26 protein-coding genes and 1 pseudogene are annotated in these 22485 nt (G+C 69.1%); 9 read left to right on the forward strand and 18 right to left on the reverse strand.

Going from position 1 to position 22485, the window contains the following annotated elements; all coding sequences use genetic code 11:
- Window positions 1-10: 10 nt before the first annotated feature.
- The gene (locus tag ABD172_RS14365; protein WP_344310755.1) at window positions 11-793 is read right to left on the reverse strand and encodes an ABC transporter ATP-binding protein; all 783 of its coding nucleotides are present in this window, start codon (window positions 791-793) and stop codon (window positions 11-13) included.
- 109 nt (window positions 794-902) lie between these two features.
- Here ABD172_RS14365 and ABD172_RS14370 point away from each other — a divergent pair, with 109 nt between their 5' ends.
- Complete coding sequence (locus ABD172_RS14370) at window positions 903-1658, forward strand: hypothetical protein (protein WP_344310757.1); 756 nt, start codon at window positions 903-905, stop codon at window positions 1656-1658.
- 56 nt (window positions 1659-1714) lie between these two features.
- Here the strand turns inward: ABD172_RS14370 and ABD172_RS14375 are convergent, their stop codons facing one another.
- Together ABD172_RS14375 and ABD172_RS15345 are read right to left on the reverse strand one after the other, a co-directional pair.
- Window positions 1715-2065, reverse strand: a complete 351-nt coding sequence (locus ABD172_RS14375; RefSeq protein WP_344310759.1) for an MFS transporter — start codon at window positions 2063-2065, stop codon at window positions 1715-1717.
- A gap of 214 nt (window positions 2066-2279) precedes the next feature.
- Window positions 2280-2789: pseudogene (locus tag ABD172_RS15345) on the reverse strand (MFS transporter); the annotation flags it as partial.
- Window positions 2790-2869: 80 nt separating this feature from the next.
- Here ABD172_RS15345 and serB point away from each other — a divergent pair.
- Complete coding sequence (gene serB, locus ABD172_RS14380; RefSeq protein WP_344310760.1) at window positions 2870-3682, forward strand: phosphoserine phosphatase SerB; 813 nt, start codon at window positions 2870-2872, stop codon at window positions 3680-3682.
- A gap of 80 nt (window positions 3683-3762) precedes the next feature.
- Here serB and ABD172_RS14385 read toward each other — a convergent pair whose 3' ends face one another.
- From ABD172_RS14385 to fabG, 3 genes are all read right to left on the reverse strand, one after another.
- Window positions 3763-4236 carry a SixA phosphatase family protein gene (locus ABD172_RS14385; RefSeq protein WP_344310762.1) on the reverse strand — a complete coding sequence of 158 codons (474 nt, stop codon included), beginning with the start codon at window positions 4234-4236 and terminating at the stop codon, window positions 3763-3765.
- 172 nt (window positions 4237-4408) lie between these two features.
- Window positions 4409-5167, reverse strand: coding sequence for an enoyl-ACP reductase FabI (gene fabI / locus ABD172_RS14390; protein ID WP_344310764.1), 759 nt, complete (start codon window positions 5165-5167; stop codon window positions 4409-4411).
- 50 nt (window positions 5168-5217) lie between these two features.
- Window positions 5218-5928 (reverse strand): 3-oxoacyl-ACP reductase FabG, encoded by a 711-nt coding sequence (gene fabG, locus ABD172_RS14395; protein WP_344310766.1) that lies wholly within the window; start codon window positions 5926-5928, stop codon window positions 5218-5220.
- A 205-nt stretch (window positions 5929-6133) separates the two neighbouring features.
- Here fabG and ABD172_RS14400 point away from each other — a divergent pair, with 205 nt between their 5' ends.
- The 3 genes from ABD172_RS14400 to ABD172_RS14410 are packed head-to-tail and all read left to right on the forward strand — an operon-like array spanning window position 6134 to window position 7982.
- Complete coding sequence (locus tag ABD172_RS14400) at window positions 6134-6649, forward strand: DUF3099 domain-containing protein (RefSeq protein WP_344310768.1); 516 nt, start codon at window positions 6134-6136, stop codon at window positions 6647-6649.
- Entirely contained in the window at window positions 6646-6873 is a 228-nt protein-coding gene (locus tag ABD172_RS14405; protein ID WP_344310770.1) for a hypothetical protein, read from the forward strand. The genes ABD172_RS14400 and ABD172_RS14405 overlap by 4 nt, the downstream gene beginning before the upstream one ends.
- Before the next feature lie 20 nt (window positions 6874-6893).
- Window positions 6894-7982: an SURF1 family cytochrome oxidase biogenesis protein gene (locus ABD172_RS14410; RefSeq protein ID WP_344310772.1), complete on the forward strand. Its 1089-nt coding sequence runs from the start codon at window positions 6894-6896 to the stop codon at window positions 7980-7982.
- A 36-nt stretch (window positions 7983-8018) separates the two neighbouring features.
- Here the strand turns inward: ABD172_RS14410 and ABD172_RS14415 are convergent, their stop codons facing one another.
- Window positions 8019-9617 carry an ABC-F family ATP-binding cassette domain-containing protein gene (locus ABD172_RS14415; protein WP_344310774.1) on the reverse strand — a complete coding sequence of 533 codons (1599 nt, stop codon included), beginning with the start codon at window positions 9615-9617 and terminating at the stop codon, window positions 8019-8021.
- The gene (locus ABD172_RS14420) at window positions 9614-10360 is read right to left on the reverse strand and encodes a ribonuclease H family protein (protein WP_344310776.1); all 747 of its coding nucleotides are present in this window, start codon (window positions 10358-10360) and stop codon (window positions 9614-9616) included. Before ABD172_RS14420 ends, ABD172_RS14415 begins: the two co-directional genes overlap by 4 nt.
- A gap of 67 nt (window positions 10361-10427) precedes the next feature.
- Here ABD172_RS14420 and ypfJ point away from each other — a divergent pair, with 67 nt between their 5' ends.
- Entirely contained in the window at window positions 10428-11363 is a 936-nt protein-coding gene (gene ypfJ, locus ABD172_RS14425; protein WP_344310778.1) for a KPN_02809 family neutral zinc metallopeptidase, read from the forward strand.
- Window positions 11364-11396: 33 nt separating this feature from the next.
- Here ypfJ and ABD172_RS14430 read toward each other — a convergent pair whose 3' ends face one another.
- Window positions 11397-11996 carry an SRPBCC family protein gene (locus ABD172_RS14430; protein ID WP_344310780.1) on the reverse strand — a complete coding sequence of 200 codons (600 nt, stop codon included), beginning with the start codon at window positions 11994-11996 and terminating at the stop codon, window positions 11397-11399.
- Window positions 11997-12096: 100 nt separating this feature from the next.
- Complete coding sequence (locus ABD172_RS14435) at window positions 12097-12849, reverse strand: GntR family transcriptional regulator (RefSeq protein ID WP_344310782.1); 753 nt, start codon at window positions 12847-12849, stop codon at window positions 12097-12099.
- Window positions 12850-13003: 154 nt separating this feature from the next.
- Here ABD172_RS14435 and ABD172_RS14440 point away from each other — a divergent pair, with 154 nt between their 5' ends.
- From ABD172_RS14440 to ABD172_RS14450, 3 genes are read left to right on the forward strand one after another with little or no spacing between them, the layout of a single operon-like run.
- On the forward strand, window positions 13004-13957 hold the full coding sequence (locus tag ABD172_RS14440) for a PhnD/SsuA/transferrin family substrate-binding protein (protein ID WP_344310784.1): 954 nt from the start codon (window positions 13004-13006) through the stop codon (window positions 13955-13957).
- A 5-nt stretch (window positions 13958-13962) separates the two neighbouring features.
- On the forward strand, window positions 13963-14799 hold the full coding sequence (locus ABD172_RS14445) for a phosphonate ABC transporter ATP-binding protein (RefSeq protein WP_344310786.1): 837 nt from the start codon (window positions 13963-13965) through the stop codon (window positions 14797-14799).
- Window positions 14796-15530: a tyrosine-protein phosphatase gene (locus ABD172_RS14450; protein WP_344310790.1), complete on the forward strand. Its 735-nt coding sequence runs from the start codon at window positions 14796-14798 to the stop codon at window positions 15528-15530. The genes ABD172_RS14445 and ABD172_RS14450 overlap by 4 nt, the downstream gene beginning before the upstream one ends.
- A 162-nt stretch (window positions 15531-15692) precedes the next feature.
- Here the strand turns inward: ABD172_RS14450 and ABD172_RS14455 are convergent, their stop codons facing one another.
- From ABD172_RS14455 to ABD172_RS14490, 8 genes are all read right to left on the reverse strand, one after another.
- Window positions 15693-16028, reverse strand: a complete 336-nt coding sequence (locus ABD172_RS14455) for a metal-sulfur cluster assembly factor (protein WP_344310792.1) — start codon at window positions 16026-16028, stop codon at window positions 15693-15695.
- Window positions 16025-16501, reverse strand: coding sequence for a Fe-S cluster assembly sulfur transfer protein SufU (gene sufU / locus ABD172_RS14460; protein ID WP_344310794.1), 477 nt, complete (start codon window positions 16499-16501; stop codon window positions 16025-16027). Before sufU ends, ABD172_RS14455 begins: the two co-directional genes overlap by 4 nt.
- A 75-nt stretch (window positions 16502-16576) precedes the next feature.
- Entirely contained in the window at window positions 16577-17860 is a 1284-nt protein-coding gene (locus ABD172_RS14465) for a cysteine desulfurase (RefSeq protein ID WP_344310796.1), read from the reverse strand.
- Window positions 17860-18615 carry a Fe-S cluster assembly ATPase SufC gene (sufC, locus tag ABD172_RS14470; RefSeq protein WP_344310798.1) on the reverse strand — a complete coding sequence of 252 codons (756 nt, stop codon included), beginning with the start codon at window positions 18613-18615 and terminating at the stop codon, window positions 17860-17862. The genes ABD172_RS14465 and sufC overlap by 1 nt, the downstream gene beginning before the upstream one ends.
- Before the next feature lie 38 nt (window positions 18616-18653).
- Window positions 18654-18971, reverse strand: a complete 318-nt coding sequence (locus ABD172_RS14475) for a non-heme iron oxygenase ferredoxin subunit (protein ID WP_344310800.1) — start codon at window positions 18969-18971, stop codon at window positions 18654-18656.
- Entirely contained in the window at window positions 18968-20119 is a 1152-nt protein-coding gene (gene sufD, locus ABD172_RS14480; protein ID WP_344310802.1) for a Fe-S cluster assembly protein SufD, read from the reverse strand. The genes ABD172_RS14475 and sufD overlap by 4 nt, the downstream gene beginning before the upstream one ends.
- 33 nt (window positions 20120-20152) lie before the next feature.
- Window positions 20153-21667 (reverse strand): Fe-S cluster assembly protein SufB, encoded by a 1515-nt coding sequence (sufB, locus tag ABD172_RS14485; RefSeq protein ID WP_425546695.1) that lies wholly within the window; start codon window positions 21665-21667, stop codon window positions 20153-20155.
- Window positions 21586-22323 (reverse strand): helix-turn-helix transcriptional regulator, encoded by a 738-nt coding sequence (locus tag ABD172_RS14490; protein ID WP_344310806.1) that lies wholly within the window; start codon window positions 22321-22323, stop codon window positions 21586-21588. Before ABD172_RS14490 ends, sufB begins: the two co-directional genes overlap by 82 nt.
- Window positions 22324-22485 lie beyond the last annotated feature (162 nt).

The raw sequence follows: 22485 nt of genomic DNA on the forward strand, positions 1-22485 counted from the left end.
ACCTGCGGGCTCAGACGGCGCGGGCCTGGAAACGGCCGGCCTGTTCCGTGAGCTCGATCGGCAGGTCGAAGGTCTCCGTGAGGTTCTCCGAGGTGAGGGTCTCACCGATGGGGCCGGCGGCGACCGCGGCCCCGTCCTTGATGAGGAGGAGATGGGTGACGCCCGAGGGGATCTCCTCGACGTGATGGGTCACCATGATCGTCGTCGGTGCGAAATGACCCGAGAGGATCTCGTTGAGCGCCTGGAGCAGCTCCTCACGCCCACCGAGGTCGAGGCCCGCCGCCGGCTCGTCGAGGAGCAGGAGTTCGGGGTCGGTCATGAGCGCACGTGCGATCTGCACACGCTTCTTCTCGCCCTCGGACAGCGTGCCGAAGGTGCGGTCGGCCATGTCCGCCATCCCGAAGGCGGCGAGGAGGTCCTTCGCACGTTCGAGGTCCTCGGGCTCGTACTCCTCGACCCAGCGTCCCTGCACGCCGTACGCGGCGGTGAGGACGACGTCGGAGACGGCCTCACCGCGCGGGATGCGGGCGGCGAGTGCGGAGGAGGCGTAGCCGATGCGGGGGCGGAGTTCGAACACGTCGACCCTGCCCATCGTCTCCTCGAGGATCTGCACGGTGCCAGAGGTCGGGTGCATGCGTCCCCCGGCGAGTTCGAGGAGCGTCGTCTTGCCCGCGCCGTTGCGTCCGAGGACGGCCCAGTGTTCGCCCTCCTGCACCGTCATCGACAGACCGTCGAGGAGGAATTTCGGACCACGGCGCACGCGCACATCATCAAGCACAAGGACTTCGCTCATGGCTCCAACCCTAGCGCAGCGGAGGGTGCCGACCGGGTCGGGGCAGGCCTCCCGGTGCGCCTTCCGCGCCAGTGCTGCCGCACGGGCCACCTGGTCTACCCTGTGGCGGATGGACACCGCGCTCGCCACCCTGCTCACCTCGCTCGCCCTCACCGCTCACCTGGGAGGACGGCTGGGCCCGGATGCGCTCGCGCAGACCTTCCTCGACGCGGAGCTCCCGGTCCCGCTCGTCCTCGAGGACGAGGTGTTCGGCACCGAGGCGCCCACCGGCCTGCTCCTCGCCGCCCCGGCACTGCGGGCGGCCGGTGTCGACCGGGTGCGCCTCGCACTCGTCCACCCGACCCTGCCGCTGCGCGTCCCCCGGGTGGAGAAGAACGCCCGGCGGGCGATCGCCCGGTCGTCCGCGGTCGCGGTCGCCGAGGTGCGCCACGAGTCCCGCGCGGTGCTCGTCCTCGACGGGGAGGCGAACATGCGGATCGTCCCGTGCGCCCGCGTGCCGTACGCCACGGTCGACACCGTCTCCGTCCCCGAGGCGGCACGCGCCCTCCGCGAATCCGTCATGGCCGCCCTGTCGATCGTCGAGACCCTCGACGCGCAGGTCCCGGAATCCATTCGCAACCTGCAGTGGCGCGATTGGCAGGCGGACATGAGCGACGGGGCCGCCCGAGGCGAACTCACCGGCCTCCTCGCCTCACCGGAGCACGCGATCGTCCTCCACGCCGCCCTCGACATCCATCAAGCCTTCTCCCCCGTCCTCGCTCCGGCGTCCCTGCAGCCACCGGAGCTCGGCGCGGCACTCGACCGGGTGCACAAGGCGGCGGCCGCGGTGATCACGGCCGTGAGCCGTGACAACGGGGTTGGATAGGGCGGGAGAAACAGAGCGGTCGGACAGGGCGGGAAGGCAGCGGTCGGACAGGGCACTCACCCAGCTCGCAGCGCCTTCTCGATCCGTGCGTTCGTCACCGCCGGCGCGAGGACCAGCGTGAGGAGAGCGAGGAGTCCGAACGCGATGAAGGTCCATCGGTACCCGATGACGGTGGCGACGAGGCCGCCGAGGAACGCACCGACCGGCTGGGTGCCCCATGCGAGGAGCCGATAGGCGCTGTTGAGCCTGCCGAGGAGGTGGTCCGGGGTGATCTCCTGACGCAGGGAGACGACCGTGACGTTCCACACCGCGATCATGAGGCCGTTCACCACGAACACGGCACCGATCACCCACACGTTCGGAACGATGAGCGCCCGCAGCACCGGGTTCCTCCAGAGGAAGGCCATGCCGTGCCGATGTCCCGGAGGACGCTGCGGGGCGCCTCGGCGTGTGTTTCCTGAGTCGTCGCCTCCTCCTGGGCCACGGTCTCCCCCTCCTCCGCCGAGGCACCGCGCCCCAGCTCCTCCCGTGCCCGGAAGGTGCCCCGCACGAGGAGCAGCGCCGCGCCGGTGAGGCCCCACAGCACCACGGGGGCACCGAGGGCGGCGGCCAGCGCCACGCGACGAGGAAACCGCCGAGCGGCGGGCCGACGAAGGTGTTCGCGACGAGTTCGCCCGCGTAGAGCCGGGAGTTCGCGCGAGTGAGCAGTGACCGGTCGACGACCTGCGGGAGGATCGTCTGCGCCGCCGTGTCGTAGAGGACCTCTGCGGTGCCGAGGACGAGGGCGAAACCGATGAGCACCCACACCGCTCCGGGCAGTGCAGCGAGATCACCCCAGAGGAACAGTCCCACCAGCGCACCGAGCGACACCAGCCGGACGGCCGTCGCCACGAGCATGACCGACCGCCGGTCCGCGCGATCGACGAGCACGCCGACGAACAGCGGCAGGACGAGCCACGGCGCGATCGCCGCCACGGACACGAGCGCGACGAGCATGGGGTCGCGGGTGAGGGCCGCCGCGACGAGCGGCACGGAGACCTTGAAGACGCCGTCCGCGAGGTTCGACAACACGGAAGAGATCCAGAGCGCGAGGAAACTCCACCCCAGCCGGTGCGGCACCGGAGTGTGCATCGGTGCGTGTGCGACCGCCCGGGGGCCTGTGTTGTCGGTCACGGGAGAATCCCCACACAGGTCCCGACTAAGCTGGTGACGTGGGTACTCAGCGCATCAGCATCATCCGGCCGGAGGGCGACGGCTATTCCGTCGCCACCAAGATCGTCCCCGCGTCCGCGGTCGAGAGCGAGATCGCCTCGGCCCGGCGTCTGCTCGGGGAGAACACCGGCGACATCGTCGTCGTCCCCGAACACCTGAGCACCACTCCGCCGTCGCTCGTCCTCATGGACGTCGACTCGACGTTCATCAACGAGGAGGTCATCGAGCTCCTCGCCGAACACGCCGGCAAGCGGGAGGAGGTCGCCGCCGTCACCGAACGCGCGATGCGCGGTGAACTCGACTTCGCCGCGAGCCTCCACGCCCGTGTCGCGACCCTCGAGGGGCTCTCGACCGAGATCTTCGCCTCGGTGCTCGACGCCGTCACCTTCACCCCCGGGGTGCCCGCGTTCGTCCGTGCCGTGCAGGAGGCCGGTGGGACCGTCGCGCTCGTGTCCGGTGGCTTCGAGGAGATCGTCGTTCCGCTCGCGGCCCGCCTCGGGATCGACGACGTCCTCGCGAACCGCCTCGGGATCGAGGACGGGAAGCTCACCGGTCAGGTCATCGGGGCGGTCGTCGACCGCCGGGCGAAGGCCGAACGCCTGGCCCGGATCTGCGAGCACCGGGGATTCGACCCCCGGGCGACGGTCGCGATCGGTGACGGGGCGAACGACATCGACATGATCGAGGCCGCCGGATTCGGGATCGCGTTCTGCGCGAAGCCCGCGCTCGCCGAGGTCGCGGACGCCGCCGTCTCCGTCCGTCGGATGGACGCCGTGTGGTCGGCGCTCACCGGGAGCCCGTCACTCGTCTGAGCGAGACAGCTCGCCCATGGCCGCCGACCAGCGCAGAGTCGAGCACAGCCCACCCTGCACTCAGAACCCGACGAGCACAGTCAGAACGTGACGATCTCCGGTGCCGGGTACTCGCCGAAGGGCACGTCCCAGCTCGGCAGGTCGAACACCGCGATCGTGCTCGGTGAGAACCGGTCCGGGATCCCGTTCTCGTGACTGAGAGCGCCGACGACCGCGCTCACGGTGGGCTGATGTCCCACGATGTACGCCCCCGCGGCATCGGCCGGGATCGTGCCGATCGCCTCGAGCCACGTGCCCACTCCCCCGTGGTAGAGCGCCGAATCCGTGTATCCGCCGACGTCCCGACCGGCCTCTTCGAGCGCGGCGCGCACGGGGGCGGCGGTCTGTTGCGCCCGCACCGCGGCCGAACTCACGAGGTACGAGATCGGCAGTCGTGCGAGGTATGCCGCCGCCCGCTGCGATTCCGCGACACCCTCGTCGGTGAGGGGCCGTTCGACATCACTCGCGGCGTGCGGCGAGGCGTGGCAGTGACGGGCGAGCACGAGAGTCGGCATGCGCCCACTCTAACGAGAAACACCCGAGGCGCCCCCTGCCTCGTCCGAAAGGCCCTCCGGCACTGTCGCCCCGTACCCTCGCGTGTGGTCGGAAACCCCCCCCGTCACGGCACGAGGCGCCGCCTCCGTCGGAACGGAAGCGGCGCCTCGTGCCGGTCGGCAGTGCGAGCGCTCAGGCGCCGGTGGCGTGGAGACCGCCGTCGACGTGGATCATCTCGCCGGTGGTGGCGGGGAACCAGTCGGAGAGGAGCGCGACGAGGGCCTTGCCCGCCGGCTCGGTGTTCGTCTCGTCCCAGCCGAGCGGAGCGCGGGTCGACCACACGTCCTCGAAGGCCTCGAAGCCCGGGATGGACTTCGCGGCGGTCGTCTTGAGCGGGCCGGCGGAGACCATGTTCACGCGGATGCCGTCGGCACCGAGGTACTTCGCGAGGTAGCGGCTCGTCGACTCGAGGGCGGCCTTCGCGACACCCATCCAGTCGTAGGCCGGCCAGGCGATGCGCGCGTCGAAGGTGAGGCCGACGATCGACGCACCCTCGCCCAGGACGGGGCGAGCGGCGACGGCGATCGCCTTGAGCGAGTACGCGGACACGTGGAAGGCATTCGCGGCGGACTCGAAGGGGGTGTCGAGGAAGACTCCGCCGAGCGCATCCTTCGGGGCGAAGGCGATCGCGTGGACGATGCCGTCGATGTTCCCGCCGAGGCGCTCGGGCAGTGCCGCGAGGTCCTCCTCGTTCGTGGCGTCGAGTTCGATGACCTCGGCCGGCTTCGGCAGGCGCTCGGCGATGACCGTCGTGATCTTCATCTGACGGCCGAACGAGGAGAGGATGACCTCCGCGCCCTGCTCCTGTGCGAGGCGGGCGGCGGCGAAGGCGATGGACGCCTCGGTGAGCACACCGGTGACGAGGATGCGCTTGCCCTCAAGAATTCCCATGGGTCGGTCCTTTCGAAAAGATGGAAGAAGAGTGTGTCGGTGGCCTGTACTCAGTGGCCCATGCCCAGTCCGCCGTCGACGGGGATGACGGCGCCGGTGATGTAGGCGGCCTCGTCGGAGGCGACCCAGCGGACGACCTTCGCGACCTCCTCGGGCTCGGCGAAGCGCTTGGCCGGGATCGCGGAGAGGTACTCCTTCTGCTGCTTCTCCGGCAGTTCCGCAGTCATCTCCGTGTTGATGAAACCGGGGGCGACGACGTTCGCGGTGATGCCGCGGCCGCCGAGTTCACGGGAGATCGACCGGGCCATGCCGACGAGAGCGGCCTTGGACGAGGAGTAGTTCGCCTGCCCGGCGACCCCGTACATCCCGGACACGGAGGAGATGAGGACGATGCGTCCCCACTTCGCGCGGATCATGTTCGTGATCCCGCGCTTGACGGTGCGGAACGCACCACCGAGGTTCGTGTTCACGACGGCGTCGAACTCCTCGTCGCTCATGCGCATGAGGAGGTTGTCCTTCGTGATGCCGGCGTTCGCGACGATGATCTCCACGGGGCCGAGCTCCGCCTCGATCGCGGTGAAAGCGGCGTCCATCGAGGCCGGGTCGGTGACGTCGGCGGCGACGGCCATTGCGCCCTCGGGCGCCTCCCCGTTGCGGGAGGTCACGGCGACCTTGTACCCGGAGGCGAGGAACTCCTCGGCGATCTTCCGGCCGATGCCCCGGTTGCCACCGGTGACGAGAACAGTGCGGGCGTCCGACACGAACGGGCTCCTTCTGTTGCGAGCGTGGGGTACGCACACGGCGCACACGTGGATTGACCGCGTCCAACCTATACCGGCGTGCGCCGGGGTGCGTACTGCGGGAACAATCGGAGCGTATGCTTTTGTAGCCGGAAGCACCCGCATTCCACACAGCGGGCACCGTTCACGCAGCCGCCGAACACGCCCCGCGATTCCCGAGGAGACCGTGGCAAAGAAGACGCCCGTCGACGTGACGGAGGCCCAGCACGATGCGCACGAGGCGGACATCAACGCCCGCACGCGGCGCTATCTCGTCTCCATGGGCATCCGGATGGTCTGTTTCGTCCTCGCGGTGATCGTGCCCGGGTGGTGGAAACTCGTCTTCCTCGTCGGCGCGGTCTTCCTCCCGTGGATCGCGGTCTCCTTCGCGAACTCGATGAAGAAACGAGAGGACTCCGGTGAGTCCGCGATCATCGACGGCCCCCTGCGTGCCGGCCTCGCCGCCGGTGATTCCGCCGAGGCGCCCCGCACCCCGCATACGCCGACTGGCCCGGGCCCGGGCCCCGCTGCCGACACTCCGGACGGGGCCGCGCACGGCACTGCGGACGATGCAGGCGACGCCGAGGGCACCGGAGGCGATCACGCCGAGGAAGGCGATGCCGAGGGCACCGACGCCCCACTCGTCGTCGAGGCGGACGACGTGACGTGGAAACGGAAGGACCGACCGGAGGAGGACGCATGACCCCGCCCGTCACCGACGCACACTTCGTGTGTTCCGCGAAGGGATGTCGGCACACGGCCGAGTTCGCGATGCTCTGGAACAATCCGCGCATCCACACTCCCGTGCGGCGCAAGGTGTGGCTCGCATGCCCCGACCACCGGGAGTACCTCCACGAGTACCTGCAGATCCGCAGCATGCTCGTCGCCGACGTCCCCGTCTCCGAGATCCCGGCCGACGCCGGCTGAGAAGGAATCCCACACTCCCGATGCAGTCCTCCCATTCCTCCCGGAACCGGACCTCCCGGAAGCCCACGTCCACCGAAACGGCCGGCACGAACTCCGGCTCCTATTCCTTCCTCCTCTCCCGCCGGTGGCTCACGTACATCGCCGTCGCGATCCTCGCCGCCGTCGTGTGCGGTGTGCTCTCGAACTGGCAGAACCACCGCCGGGAACAGCGGGACGCGGAGATCGCCCGCATCGAGGCGAACTACGCCGGCCCCACGACGGAGCTCACGGCTCTCGTCCCCGACACCGACAGCCCGCTGCCCGAGGACGACGAGTGGAAACGCGTCTCCCTCACCGGGACCTACGACACCGCGGACACGGTCCTCGCCCGGAACCGGACGAACGCCGGCAGCGCCGGGTACTACGTCGTCGTCCCCTTCGAGGTGACGAGCGGGGACGCGGCCGGGACCTCGATCGCCGTGGCCCGCGGATGGATCCCCACCGATTCCGAGGGCGGCACCCCCGCTCCCGACACGATCCCCGCGCCTCCGGACGGCACGACGACCGTGTCGCTGTGGGTACGGCCGGCCCAGGACGGCTCGAAGGACGACAATCCTGAGGGCCTCATCCGCGCGATCGATCCGACGCGGATCCCGGGGCTCGCGGACGGGTACCAGCACGTGTACGGGGAGCTCGAGGCCGAGGACCCCGCACCCGCCGCTGCTCTCACCCCGTTGCCGGCCCCGGACACCTCCCCCGGCTCGCACCTGTCCTACACGTTCCAGTGGATCGTGTTCGGGATCATGATCCTCGGCGGCGTTGCGCTCGCCGCCCGCCGGGAGAACCGTGCGCGCGTGGAGGAAGCCGCACGCGAGGAAGCACGCATCGCCGCAGGCGGAGAAACGCCCGTACAGGAGTACGTCGTCGTCGACAAGGCGGCACTCGGCCGGGGCGTCGGCACGAAGGCCGGTCGCTACGGCGGCACCTCCCCGGCGCGTGTGCAACGCGTGGCGAGTGACGCCTCGGGAGAGCACAGCGGTGCACACAGCGGGAGGTCGGCGCAGGACCGGGCCCGGGGACGCCGGAAGGCGTCCTACGACGAGGACGCCTTCCTGGACGAGCAGTTGTGAGGTCGCCCCGGCGAGGTCCTCGCCGGGGCGCACGTCTCACGCGAGCGTGACGAGCTCGAGATAGTCCTCGTTCCACATGTCCTCGTCGCCGTCGGGCAGCAGGAGAACACGGTCGGGATCGAGTGCCTGCACGGCGCCCTCGTCGTGGGTGACGAGGATGATCGCACCCTCGTACCGGCGGATCGCGGAGAGGATCTCCTCCCGGCTCGCCGGATCGAGGTTGTTCGTCGGCTCGTCGAGCAGGAGGACGTTCGCGCTCGAGACGACGAGCGTCGCGAGCGCCAGACGCGTCTTCTCACCGCCGGAGAGCACACCCGCGGGCTTGTGCACGTCCTCGCCGCTGAAGAGGAACGAACCGAGAACGGTCCGCACCGCGGTGTCGTCGAGGTCCGGCGAGGCGCTGCGCATGTTCTCGAGGATCGTCCGGTCGTGGTCGAGGGTCTCGTGCTCCTGCGCGTAGTACCCGAGCTTGAGCCCGTGACCGGGGACCACCTTCCCGGAGTCGGGCTCCTCCATGCCGCCGAGCAGCTTGAGGAGCGTCGTCTTGCCGGCGCCGTTGAAGCCGAGGATGACGACGCGTGAGCCCTTGTCGATCGCGAGGTCGACGCCGGTGAACACCTCGGTCGACCCGTAGGACTTCGTGAGGCCCTCCGCGGTGAGCGGCACGCGCCCGCACGGTGCCGGGGACGGGAACTTGAGGTGCGCGACCTTGTCGGTCTGCCGCTCCTCCTCGAGCCCGGCGAGCATGCGTTCGGCACGCTTGGCCATCTGCTGGGCGGCGACGGTCTTCGTCGCCTTCGCCTTCATCTTGAGAGCCTGCGCCTGGAGAGCGGACGCCTTCTTCTCGACGTTCGCCCGCTCGCGGCGACGGCGTCGTTCGTCGTCCTCGCGCTGCTTGAGGTAGTTGCGGTAGTTCATCGCGTAGATGTCGATGGTCTGCCGTGTCGCGTCGAGGAAGAACACCTTGTTCACGACCTCGTCGATGAGATCGAGGTCGTGGGAGATGATGATGAGCCCACCCGCGTACACCTTGAGGTAGTCGCGCAGCCAGATGATCGACTCGGCGTCGAGGTGGTTCGTCGGCTCGTCGAGGATCATGATGTCCGGCGCAGCGAAGAGGATGCGCGCGAGCTCGACGCGGCGGCGCTGACCACCGGAGAGGGTGCCGAGCTCCTGGGAGAGCAGTTCCTCGGAGAGGCCGAGGTTCGCGGCGATCGAGAGCGCCTCGGACTCCGCGGCGTACCCACCGGCAGCGACGAACTCGGCCTCGATCCGCGGGTAGCGGTCGATCGCCTTCTCCATCACCTTCATGTCCGGCGAGCTCATCTCCGCCTCCGCCTTGCGCATCCGGCGGGCGATGACGTCGAGGTCGCGGGCACCGAGGATCCGCTCCTTGCCCGTCGCCTTCGGATCACCCGACCGCGGGTCCTGCGGCAGATAGCCGACGGTGCCGCTGTGCGACACCGAGCCCTCGGCCGCCGGATGGTCCCCCATGAGCACCTTCGTGAGAGTCGTCTTGCCGGCGCCGTTGCGCCCGACGAGCCCGACCCGGTCACCGGTGTCGACCCGGAAGTTCACCTCGGCCATGAGGGTGCGGGACCCCACCATCACCGAGAGGTTGGACGCTGAGATCATGACTGGACTCCGTACTTCTCGCGCATACCGCGCGCAATGAGATCCGCGAGTTCCTGCTGCGCGGTGACGCCCGCGGTGCGGGCGCGGCGGACGATCTCGTCGGCAGCGGGCTTCTCGAGCGGGCAGGACACGGTGATGAGTTCGGTGGCGGGTGCGCTCTCCTCGACCCGGTCGGCCACTGCCGCAGCGGTGGGTGACGTGGTCTCCGGGGCCCGAGGCGCCTCGGCGGTCCCGTCCTCCGGGCCGGCGGCGTCCTCCGCGCCCTCCGCGCCCCGCGGGTCACCCGGGAAGCCCGGGCCGGTGGGCACGGCGGTACCGCGGCGGTAGGCCTCGGCGGCGGCGCGGGCGCGGGAGTCGGCGGCCTCGTTGAGCGGGTGGTCGTTGTGGCCCTTCACCCATTCGAACTTCACCTTCCGGCCGGTGACGGCGGCATGGAGGAGTTCCATCTGGTCGCGGTTGAGCACGTCCTGGCCGTTGGCCTTCTTCCAGCCCTTCACGCGCCAGGTCGGCATCCACTTCGTGATCGCGTTGATGACGTACTTGCTGTCGCAGAGGACCTTGAGGTCCTCGTCGCGGTGCGCGGTGGCGAGGAGGAGCTCGAGAACGGCCTGGAGTTCGCCCCGGTTGTTCGTCGACTCCGGCCACCCTCCGGCGGCCCATGTGTCGTCGTCGATGTACCACGCCCAGCCGGCGGGTCCCGGATTGCCGAGTGCGGAACCGTCACATGCGGCCGTGATGGTCATGGAGTACCAGGGGTCCTTTCGACGCGGGTTCGAGCCGTTCAAGTGTATCCGCCTCTATGCTGCTGCCATGACCTTCGACCCGAACGCGCGCCTCGACGCCTCCCAGGTGAGCACGCGACGCGGTGGGGGCGGCGGAGGATTCCGCCGTCCCGGCGTCACGATCGGCGGTGGCCTCGGCGGGATGGCCGTGATGATCGTGCTCGCCCTGATCTTCGGGCCCCAGGTGCTCACGGGCGGCGGTGCGTTGAGCTTCGACGACTACCTCCAGGTGGAGGACGAGTACTCCGGGGGCGCCGGCGGGGACACGGACCTCGCGGCGACGTGCCGCACGGGGGCGGACGCGAACGCCCACGTCGAGTGCCGTGCCGTCGGCACCGTGAACGCGCTCAACGCGTACTGGCCCGACGGGGCGGCCGCGCTCGGCGTCGACTACCGGATGCCGTCCGTCGTCCTCACCGGCGGGACCTGGCAGACCGCGTGCGGGCAGGGCACCTCGGCGATGGGACCGTTCTACTGCTCGGCGGACGAGACCGTGTACCTCGACGTCACGTTCTTCGAGCAGCTCCGCGCGGTGTACGGCGCGGACGAGGGGGCGCTCCCGGAGGAGTACGTCCTCGCGCACGAGTTCGGGCACCACATCCAGCACCTCACGGGTGCAATGCAGTACGTGCGGCCCGGCGACACCGGTCCGCAGTCCTCGGGTGTCCGTCTCGAACTGCAGGCGGACTGCTATGCGGGGGTGTGGGCGGCGAACGCGGCCGTGACCCCGGATCCGCGTTCGGGTGAGCCCTTCCTCGAGCCGCTCACCCAGGAGGACATCTCCGACGCCCTCTCCGCCGCCGAGGTGATCGGCGACGACCACATCCAGGAGATGTCCGGCGGTCGCGTCATGCCCGAGAGCTTCACGCACGGATCCTCCGAGCAGCGACAGACGTGGTTCCTCACCGGTTACCGCTCGGGCGACCCGAGCAGCTGCGACACCTTCTCGCCGGCCCGGGTGTGACGTCCCGGGTGTGACTGCCCTGCGCCGACCGACTCACAGCTTCGCGATGATCCGGGCGTACTCGGCGGTGAGGGCTCCCGCTTCCTCGGTGGAGACGTCCTCGCCCGTCCCCGTCCGGAGGTAGGTCCCGAGGGCATGGAGGCACGCGTACCAGCCGGCCATCGTGCCCTCGGGCGGCCAGGGGCCCTCGATCGCGAGCCACGTCGAGAACGTGAGGCGGGTGCATGCGTGTGGGCCGGCCTCGCCGTTCCGGACGGTGCCCGCCGGCCGAGCGAGGTCCTCGAGCTCGAAACGCAGCCGTTCGGTGTCCCAGTCGAACTCGAGGACACGTGCCGGTTCCCACACCCGGAGGACGCCCGGCATGTCCTCCTCGCCGTCCTCCCCGGCGGCCTCGAGCTGTTCCCTGCCGGCCTCGACGTGCTCGGGCCAGAACCGGAAGGTGAGAGCCGCGCCGGGCTCGCGTTCACCGAGGATGTCGGCGGGGAACCAGTGCCGCAGCCCCGCCGACTCCGTGAGGGCCCGCCACACGCCCGCGGCGTCGGACGGCAGAGCCCGGACGAACGTGATTCTCAGGAGGTCACCCTCGCGTTCGACGGTGCCGAGGTCCTCGTGCCGGTGAACGTCGTCGTTCATGATCTCGCCTCTCGGAAGTCGCAGGGACGATGGGCAGTCCGAGTCCACGCTACCCCTGTCGGTGACACGGCTGTCGGGAGTGCTGCCTGTATTCCCGACGTCAGTCCCGCGGGTAGGGGATGACGATCCGCATCCGGCCGCCCGGAGCGAGGCGACGGAGGAACATCACCGGGCGCCCCGCCTCGTCGGTATTGAGGCCGCACCGCTCGAGCAGGGCCGAACCGACCGGCACCCCGAGCACCTCGGCATCGGCGCGGGAGGCCGGACGGGCGTCGAAGGACCGCCAGCCGTAGAACATCTCGGCACCGGCGATCTCGTTCCAGGCGGCGGGACCGATCCCGCCGGGCTCCTCCCCACGGGCGCGAATGTCCTCCGGCGGAAGCGGGGACCGCACCCAGTACTCGGTCCGGAGGAGGGGCACCCCCTCGGACGTGCTGAGGGTGCGGATCCGGGTCGCGGGACCGGGGCCGATCCCACCGGCGGCCTCGGCCGAGGCCATGACGAGGTCCACCTCGAGGACGCGTTCGACCATCCGCCGGCCCTTCGACTCCGCGGCGCGCCGGGCCCGCTCGTGTTCGATCCGGAGGTTCCGCGCGTCCATCGTCACGTCGATGGGCACCGGCGGCTCGGCCACGAAGGTTCCCCGCCCCTGGCGGGCGACGAGCACGCCGACGGCCCGGAGATCCGCGATCGCCTGGCGGACCGTGAGTCGGTTGACGCCGTACTCACCCGCGAGCACGGCTTCGGTGGGGATCGTCGCCCCCACGGCGAACTCGCCCCTCTCGATCCGGGCACGCAGGTGTTCCTGGATCTGGACGTGCAGCGGAACGGCGGACTCGCGGTCGATCGACATGCGGCCAGTGTAGGTGGGAGCCGGGTCATCTGGATGACGTGCCGGCACCGCGCGCAGAAATCGTGACCGCTCGAGATTCTTCCAACATTCACCCTCGCACCACCTGTCCTCAGTCATCTAGATGACTCTCATCCACTCGTCTAGATGACTGGGGATGAGTCCGATCCGGACGTCTCCGATCAAAAGGTCCGCCCGATGCGCCGCACCCGCGCCCTCACTCTCTCTCCGCCGCCGCCCTCGTCCTCACGACCCTCTCCGCCTGCGGTACCGGGTCGGGAGGTTCGACGCCCGACGACGTCCCAAGCTCGCCACCCTCCCCCTCTCCGACGACCCCTCGGTCGCCACCCCGGTCGAGGAGATCTCGAAACTCCTCGAGGAGGAGACCGGCATGACCGTCGAGGTCACCGATGTCCCGAACTACTCCGCCGTCATCGAGGCGGTCCGCGCCGGTCACGAGGACATCGGCCTCATGAGCGGATACCCCTCGGCACTCGCCGTCTCCACCGGTGAGGTCGACTCCCTCGTCGCCTGGCCCGGGACCGACGAACCGGTCTCCGAATGCATCGTCCTCGCGGACTCCCCGCTGCAGTCGCTCGAGGACATCACTCCGGAGACGGTCGTCGCGTTCGCCGGCCCCGCCTCGAGCTCCGGCTTCTTCATGCCGACCCACATGCTCTCCGAGGCCGGCAAGGCCTCCGGCGAGGGCTTCACCGAACTCTTCTCGGGCAGCCATGCGAACAGCTTCGTCGCCCTGCAGGAGGGCCAGGCGGACGTCGCGTGCACCTCGACGCTCTTCACTGCGATGGAGGGCACGGGGGACCCGCAGTTCCCGTTCGAGGAAGGTGAGACCCGCTCTTTCGGCGAGAGCATTGCGATGCCCGTGTCCGTGAGCATGCTCGGCAATCAGCAGATGAGCGAGGAGAAGCGGCAGACGCTCCTCGAGGCGATCCCGGCCGTGTTCTCCGACGCGAACAGGGAGACCCTCGGCATCTACATGGAGGGCATCCCCGAGGGCACCGAGGCGATCGTCGAACCGGGGGCCGAGGTCTTCCAGCCGTTCGTCGACATCGCCGCGATCGCCGACGTCGACATCTCGGACCTGCAGTGAGCACGATGACCGGAATCGGAATCACCACCCGGGCCGCACCCCACTCCCCCACCACCGAACCCACCACCGAGGCGCACACCGAGCCCCGGCTGCACCTCCGCGATCTTCGGGTCCAGTACTCGGCGGAGGAGCCTTTCGTCCTCGACGGGGTCGACCTCGACATGCACGCCGAAGAGGTCGTCGCCCTCCTCGGTGCCTCGGGCTCCGGGAAGTCGACACTCATGAAGGCCATCACGGGCTTCGCACCCGTCACCGCGGGCACGCTCCGGGTCGGTTCCACGGACCTCACGACCGCCTCGGCCCGTGAGATCCGCGCGCTGCGCTCGCAGGTCGGGCAGATCTTCCAGCAGTTCAATCTCGTCGGACGGCTGAGCGTCCTGCAGAACGTCCTCACCGGCTCGCTGTACCGGGCCGGGTGGCGCAATCTGCTCGGGACCTACCGGCACGAGGACCGGGTCCGTGCACTCGAGCTCCTCGACCGCGTCGGGATCGCCCACAAGGCGGGCGCACCCGCCCGCTCGCTCTCGGGCGGACAGCAGCAACGCGTCGCGATCGCCCGGGCCCTCATGCAGAACCGCCGCGCGATCCCCGCCGACGAACCCGTCGCCTCGCTCGACCCCCTGATGAGCCCCACGGTGCTCACCCTGCTCCAGGAGATCGCGGCCGAGGAGAACATCCCGGTTCTCGTGAGCCTCCACGTGCTCCCGCTCGCGCTCGAGCACTCCGATCGGATCCTCGGTCTCCGGCACGGCCGGATGGTCGTCGAGGGACGCACCTCCTCCCTCACGGCCGACGACCTCGCTCCCGTGTACGACATCGAACCCGAGGAGGGCGAGGAATGACCACGCAGACCCGCACCCGGCCGACGCCCGTCCCGCAGACGCTCGCCCCCGCCGACCGATCCCGGATGGAACAGGCGTTCCGGGTGCCGCGTGCCCGGTTCCTCGTGAGCGGGGTCCTCGCCGCCGGCATCCTCGTGTGGTCCGCGAACGGCGCCGGTTTCGACTTCGCGAAGCTCGCGAACGGTTCGGTCAACATGCTCGAGTTCGTCACCCGCATGTTCCCGCCGGACTTCTCGAAGATCGGGCCTGTCCTGCAGCTGCTCCTCGAGACCCTCCAGATGGCCGCCGTGGGGTCCGTTCTCGGTGCCGCGTGCTCGCTCCTCGTCGCGTTCGGTGCCGCGAGCACGATCGCTCCGCCGTGGCTGTACTGCACGTGCCGCTGGATCATGAACATCATCCGCTCGCTGCCGGATCTCGTCATCGCCCTCGTGTTCACGCTGGCCGGGGCGGCGCGGGAGGACGTCGTCCGCGACTACACCGTCACCGACGGGAACATGGACGGGGTGCACGCCCGCATGGGCACCTCCGCCCACGTCACCATGGCCCGCTTCGCCGCGCAGGGCATCGACATGAGCAGGATGATGGGCGCGAAGGCCCCCGACATCGAGGCGCTCCTCGACGCCCTTGAGGCGCACCCGGGCGGCCCCGAGGGATGGTTCACCACCCACGGCGGCACCCCGGAGACCCTCCGGGACCTCCGCGACCGCCTGTGCGAGGCGACCGTCGACTGAGCGGCGGGTGTACGAAAGCAGCAGTTTGCTCCGGAGGCACGGGATCGAACCCGTACCGACGGAGCAGACCGCTGCCCGCACGAGCACGTTCGGGTCCGGACGCACCACGGCCCCTCCACCTGTCGCAGGTGGAGGGGCCGCGACCTTTCCGGGAAGGAGAACTCAGATGTTGAACCCGAGGGCGCGCATCTGTTCCTTGCCGTCCTCGGTGATCTTCTCGGGACCCCACGGCGGCATCCACACCCAGTTGATGCGGTACGCCGGCACGATGCCCTCGAGGCACTGTGCGGTCTGGTCCTCGATGACGTCCGTGAGCGGGCATGCGGCAGACGTGAGGGTCATCTCGATGACGGCGGTCCCGTCCTCGTCGACCTCACAGCCGTACACCAGACCCAGGTCGACGACGTTGACCCCGAGTTCGGGATCGACGACGTCCATCATGGCCTCGAGCACCTCGTCGTTCGATGCGTTCGTGGGACCGGCAATGACGTCGGTCATGCTGCACCTCCTGCTCTCGCCTGTGCGAGGGCGTCCTTGAGTGCCATCCAGCTCAGGAGGGCACATTTGATGCGGGCGGGGAATTTCGACACCCCGGAGAACGCTGCGGCGTCGCCGAGGAGGTCCTCGTCGGGCTCGCCGGCACCCCGGGAGTGCATGAGCTCGTGGAAGGCGGCCTCCACCTGCGCGAACTCCTCGTCGTTCAGGTCCTCGACCATCTCCGAGGCCACGGAGGCCGAGGCCATCGAGATCGAGCAGCCCTGACCGTCCCAGCGGACGGTCACGGCACCGGAGTCCGGATCGATCTCCGTCTCCACCGTGATCTCGTCCCCGCACGTGGGATTCACCTGGTGCGAGGAACCGAACAACGGGGAGTGATCGATCCCGGTCCCGGCGATGAGCGGTTTGTTGCCGTACCGCTCCTTCGCATGGTCGAGGATGACCTGCTGGTACAACTGCGCGAGGTCGCTCATACGCGTCGGAACTCCTTTCGAGCCCTCAGTATTCCACTGCGGTCGGGCCGGCCGGCCGCAGGAACTCCACGGGGATCATGCGACACCGAAGAAGCCCCTCACCTCGGACAGCGCAGCGAGGAACCGGTCGCAGTCCTCCTGGGTCGTGTACAGGTACGCGCTCGCACGCGTGCTCGCGGTGACCCCGTACCGCCGGTGGAGCGGCTGCGCACAGTGGTGACCCACCCGGATCGCCACGCCCTTCGAGTCGAGGTACTGCCCGACGTCGTGGGCGTGGACGCCCGCGACGTCGAACGCGACGGTGGCAATGCGCGGTTCACCGGGACCAGGGCCGAGGATCCGCATGCCCGGCAGCGCTGCCACTCCCTCGTACAGGTACGCGGCGAGTTCCGCCTCGTGCGCGGCGACCTGGTCCATCCCGGTCTCCGAGAGGTATCCGACGGCCGCCGCCATTCCCGCCACCTGCGCGACCGGTTGCGTCCCGGCCTCGAAGCGCTGGGGAGCCGGGAGGAACGCGGCGCGGTCCATGTCCACCGTGGTGATCATGGATCCACCGGTGAGCACGGGCGGCAGCGCGTCGAGCAGCTCCGCCTTCCCGTACAGCACACCGATGCCGCTCGGAGCGAGCATCTTGTGGCCGGAGAACGCGGCGAAGTCGACGTCGAGGCCGTGGAGGTCGAGCGGCATGTGCGGCACCGACTGGCAGGCGTCGAGCACGACGTACGCCCCGACCTCCCGGGCCCGGGCCACGAGTCGTTCGACCGGGTTCACGGTGCCGAGGACGTTCGAGGCGTGCGTGAACGCGAGGATCCTCGTCGTGGAGTCGACGATGCCCTCGAGGTCACTCAGGTCGAGCGTTCCGTCGTCCGCGAGCGGCAGGTACCGGAACTCGGCACCCGTCCGGCGGGCGAGTTCCTGCCACGGGATGAGGTTCGCGTGGTGCTCCATCTCGGTGGTGACGATGGAGTCACCGGGCCCGAGGCGGAACCGCGCGGCCTCCGGATCCCCCGCACCGCGCGCGGCGTCCAGGGAGGCGTTGCCGAATCCGTACGCCACGACGTTGAGCGCCTCGGTGGCGTTCTTCGTCCACACGATCTCCCGCTCCCCCGCGCCCACGAAGGCGGCCGTGGCTGCACGGCCGCCCTCGAAGACGTCGGTCGCCTCCACCGCGAGGGTGTGCGCCCCGCGGTGGACGGCGGAGTTCCGGGACGTGTAGAAGTCCTGCTCGGCGTCGATGACGCACTCGGGCTTCTGGGACGTGGCGCCGGAGTCGAGGTACGCGAGCGGGTACCCGTTCACCTCGGTCGAGAGGATCGGGAAGTCCTTGCGGATCCGAGCGACTTCGGCGGCCGAGAGCATCAGGCGTTCACCAGGAACCGGTCGTAGCCCTCGTCCTCGAGACGCTGGGCGAGCTCCGGGCCACCCTCCTCGGCGACCTTGCCCTTGACGAGCACGTGCACGTGGTCGGGCTTGATGTAGCGGAGGATGCGGGTGTAGTGGGTGATGAGGAGGACGCCGATGTCGGTCGTCTCCTTCGCCCGGTTGACGCCCTCGGAGACGATGCGGAGGGCATCGACGTCGAGGCCGGAGTCGGTCTCGTCGAGGACGGCGAACTTCGGCTTGAGGAGCTCGAGCTGGAGGATCTCGTGACGCTTCTTCTCACCACCGGAGAAGCCCTCGTTCACGTTGCGCGCCGCGAACTCGGGGTCGATGCGGAGGTCCTTCATCGCCTGCGAGAGGTCCTTGGTCCAGGTGCGGAGCTTCGGGGCCTCGCCGTCGATCGCGGTCTTCGAGGCGCGGAGGAAGTTCGTCACCGTGACGCCGGGAACCTCGACCGGGTACTGCATCGCGAGGAAGAGGCCCGCCTTGGCGCGCTCGTCGACGCTCATCTCGACGAGGTCCTCACCGTCGAGGGTGACGGAACCGGAGTCGATCGTGTACTTCGGGTGGCCGGCGAGGGCGTACGCGAGGGTCGACTTGCCCGAACCGTTGGGGCCCATGATGGCGTGGGTCTCGTTCGACGAGATGTCCATGTTGACGCCGTGGAGGATCTCCTTGGCGCCGGCTTCGGTCTCGACACTCACCACGAGGTCGCGGATGGAAAGAGTGGACATGGTGTTCCTAACCGTTGAATTCCTGAAAGTCTGAAAAATTACGAGGCGGGTGTCAGATCGACCCAGATGCCGCCGTCGCGTTCCTCGGCCGTGAAGACCTCCACGGGCTCGAACGCCGGGGGCGTCTGCGGGACTCCGGTGCGCAGGTCGAAGGCGGATCCGTGCAGCCAGCACTCGATCGTGCAGCCGCTCACCTCGCCCTCGGCGAGGGACACCTCGCCGTGCGTGCACAGGTCGTCGATCGCGTGGACGGTGCCGTCCTCGGTCCGGGCGATGCACACCTCACGGTCGTCGATGACGACCCGGATGGCCTCGCCCGGTCCGACGGCGTCCGCCGCACAGGCGAGGGTGCTCACATCATGCTCCGCGCGAGCTCTTCCTCGATCCGTGCCGAGAGGATCTCCTCGATCTCCGGGATCTGGATCTTCTGGATGACCTCGTTGAAGAAGCCGCGCACCACGAGGCGGCGGGCCACGGTCTCGGAGATCCCGCGGCTCATGAGGTAGAAGAGGTGCTCCTCGTCGAAGCGTCCGGTCGAGGAGGCGTGGCCCGCACCCTCGATGTCACCGGTCTCGATCTCGAGGTTCGGCACGGAGTCCGCGCGTGCGCCCTCGGTGAGGACGAGGTTGCGGTTGAGCTCGTAGGTGTCGATGCCGATCGCCTCGGGGCGGATGAGCACGTCACCGACCCACACCGAGTGCGCGTCCTGTCCCTGGAGGGCACCCTTGTAGAGCACGTTCGAGGTCGCGCGGGGGGCGTTGTGGTCGACGAAGGTGCGGTGCTCGAGGTGCTGCTTCTCGTCCGCGAAGTACAGTCCGAGCATCTCCGCCTCGCCACCGGGGCCGGCGTAGCGCACGTTCGAGTTCAGACGCACGAGGTCACCGCCGAGCGAGATCGCGATGTGGCGGTACTGCGCGTCCTTGCCGACGAGCGCGTCGTGCTGGCCGAGGTGCAGCGAGCCCTCGTCCCACAGCTGGAGGGAGACGAGCTTGAGCGAGGCCCCGTCGCCGACGACGACGGAGACGAGCTCGGAGTAGTCCGCCCGGCCCTCGTGTTCGATGACGACGGTCGCGTGGGCGTTCGCCCCGACGGTGACGAGGACGTGACCGAAGACGGTCTCACCCGTGCCGTTCGCCTTGATGACGACGGGCTCGGAGAGCTCGGCGTCGGCGGCGATGTCGTAGCGGAGCACGCCACCGGCGTTCGCCGCGGCGATGGCCGCTGCGCGGTCCTCGGGGGCGAGGATGCCGAGCTCCTGTGCCGCCTCGAGGGTGACCTCGGAACGGGTGACGCCGGCCGGGAGGGTCTCCTCGAGAGCGAGGTGCGCCTCGGGTGCGGCCGGGGCGGTGAGGAGGTGGGCGAGCTTCTTCACCGGGGTGAAGCGCCACTCCTCCTCACGGCCGGTGACCTGCGGGAAGCGGTCGACGTCGAAGGAGCGGGTGCGCTCGTCGCGCGAACGGACGGGCACCTGCACCTCGAGGGCGTTTGCCAGAGTTTCTGTCATGGGGTGTGTTTTCCTCCTGAGGTCCGCCGGGCGTCAGCCCACGGCCCCTTCCATCTGCAGTTCGATGAGGCGGTTGAGCTCGAGGGCGTACTCCATCGGGAGTTCGCGGGCGATCGGCTCGATGAAGCCACGGACGATCATCGCCATCGCCTCGGTCTCCTCGAGTCCGCGGCTCATGAGATAGAACAGCTGGTCCTCGCTCACCTTCGACACCGTGGCCTCGTGGCCGAGTGCCACGTCGTCCTCACGGATGTCGATGTACGGGTACGTGTCCGACCGGGACTCGTTGTCGACGAGCAGGGCGTCGCAGAGCACGGTGTTCGAAGAGCCCTTCGCGCCCGGGTGGACGTGGACGAGTCCGCGGTAACCGGCCCGGCCGCCGCCACGCGCCACCGACTTCGAGACGATCGACGAGTGGGTGTTGGGAGCGGCGTGGACCATCTTCGCGCCGGTGTCCTGGTGCTGGCCCTCGCCGGCGAAGGCGACGGAGAGGGTCTCGCCCTTCGCGTGCTCACCGGTGAGCCAGATTGCCGGGTACTTCATGGTGACCTTCGAGCCGATGTTGCCGTCGACCCATTCCATGGTCGCGCCGGACTCGGCGATCGCACGCTTGGTCACGAGGTTGTACACGTTGTTCGACCAGTTCTGGATCGTCGTGTAGCGGACGCGGGCATCCTTCTTCACGATGATCTCGACGACGGCCGAGTGGAGGGAGTCCGACTTGTAGATCGGTGCGGTGCAGCCCTCGACGTAGTGCACGTAGGAGCCCTCGTCCGCGATGATGAGCGTGCGCTCGAACTGGCCCATGTTCTCGGTGTTGATCCGGAAGTAGGCCTGGAGCGGGATCTCGACGTGGACGCCCTTGGGGACGTAGATGAAGGAACCGCCGGACCACACCGCGGTGTTGAGCGCGGAGAACTTGTTGTCACCGGCCGGGATGACGGTGCCGAAGTACTCCTCGAAGATCTCCGGGTGCTCCTTGAGAGCGGTGTCCGTGTCGAGGAAGATGACGCCCTGGCGCTCGAGTTCCTCGTTGATCTTGTGGTAGACGACCTCGGACTCGTACTGCGCGGCGACACCGGCGACGAGGCGCTGCTTCTCCGCCTCCGGGATGCCGAGGCGGTCGTAGGTGTTCTTGATGTCCTCCGGGAGGTCCTCCCAGGACTGCGCCTGACCCTCGGTCGAACGCACGAAGTACTTGATGTCCTCGAAGTCGATGCCGGTGAGGTCCGCGCCCCAGTTCGGCATCGGCTTCTTCTCGAAGAGGCGGAGGGCCTTGAGACGCGCATTGAGCATCCACTCCGGCTCGTCCTTCATCTTCGAGATGTTGCGGACGACCTCCTCGTCCAGGCCGCGGCGGGCATTGGCGCCCGCGTCGTTGCCGTCGTGCCAGCCGTAGGCGTAGCTGCCGATGTCCTTGAGCTCCGGGTTGGCCTCGAGGATCGGATTGGTCTCGGTGGTATCGGTCACCTTGAGCCTCCTTGGTTTCGGTCCTTCTGGTCGATCAACGGTCGGTTGACGACCGAGGTCGGGATGTGGGTGGTGCACACGTGTGCACCACCGGCGAGGGTGGACAGACGGCGCACGTCGACCCCCAGGTAGTCGGAGAACATGTCCATCTCCGCTTCGCAGAACTCGGGGAACGTCGACGCGACCTGCTGGATCGGACAGTGCCCCTGGCACAACTGCATGGCCTCGAGCGGGGTACCGACCGCCACGGGCGAGGCGGTGGCGGCGAAGCCCTCCGCGACGAGTGCGGCCGACAGCGCCCGCGAGCGGGCCGCGACGGTGTCCGGGGTGCGATCGATCCGGGCGATGAGCCGCTCGCGCAAATCGGCGGCGTAACGCTGTGCGTACTCCCCGACCGCCTCGCGGCCCACCTTCTCCTCGACGAAACCGAGCACGTCGACCGCGAGGTCGTCGTAGCTGTGGCTGATCGCCTGGTGACCCTCGGGAGTCACCACGTACTGACGGGCGGGACGCCCCCGGCCGGCCTTCGCACCCGCGAGAGACCGGACCTCGATGAGGCCCTCCTCGCACAGGGCGTCGAGGTGCCGGCGGATCGCCGCCGCCGTCAGTCCCATGGTCTTCGCGACCTTCGAGGCGCTCACCGGGCCGTTGTCGAGGACGCAGGCGAGCACCTTCTGCCTGGTCCGGACGTCGTCGTGTCCGGCGGTCTCACGCTTGGCCACGAAATCACCCATCCCCATCTCGACCTCCGACTTTTACAAGGCCATTGTTCCCTATTTCATTCCGGGGGCTACGAAGGGAAACCTAATTTCGTTCCCGAACGTGCATGGGGTCGCTCACACCCGGCGGCTGCCGCCCCCGCAGGACCGCGGCGGGGCTACTACGGTGCGTAGAAT

It is taken from the genome of Brevibacterium samyangense, assembly GCF_039529845.1.
Classification (GTDB): Bacteria; Actinomycetota; Actinomycetes; order Actinomycetales; family Brevibacteriaceae; genus Brevibacterium; species Brevibacterium samyangense.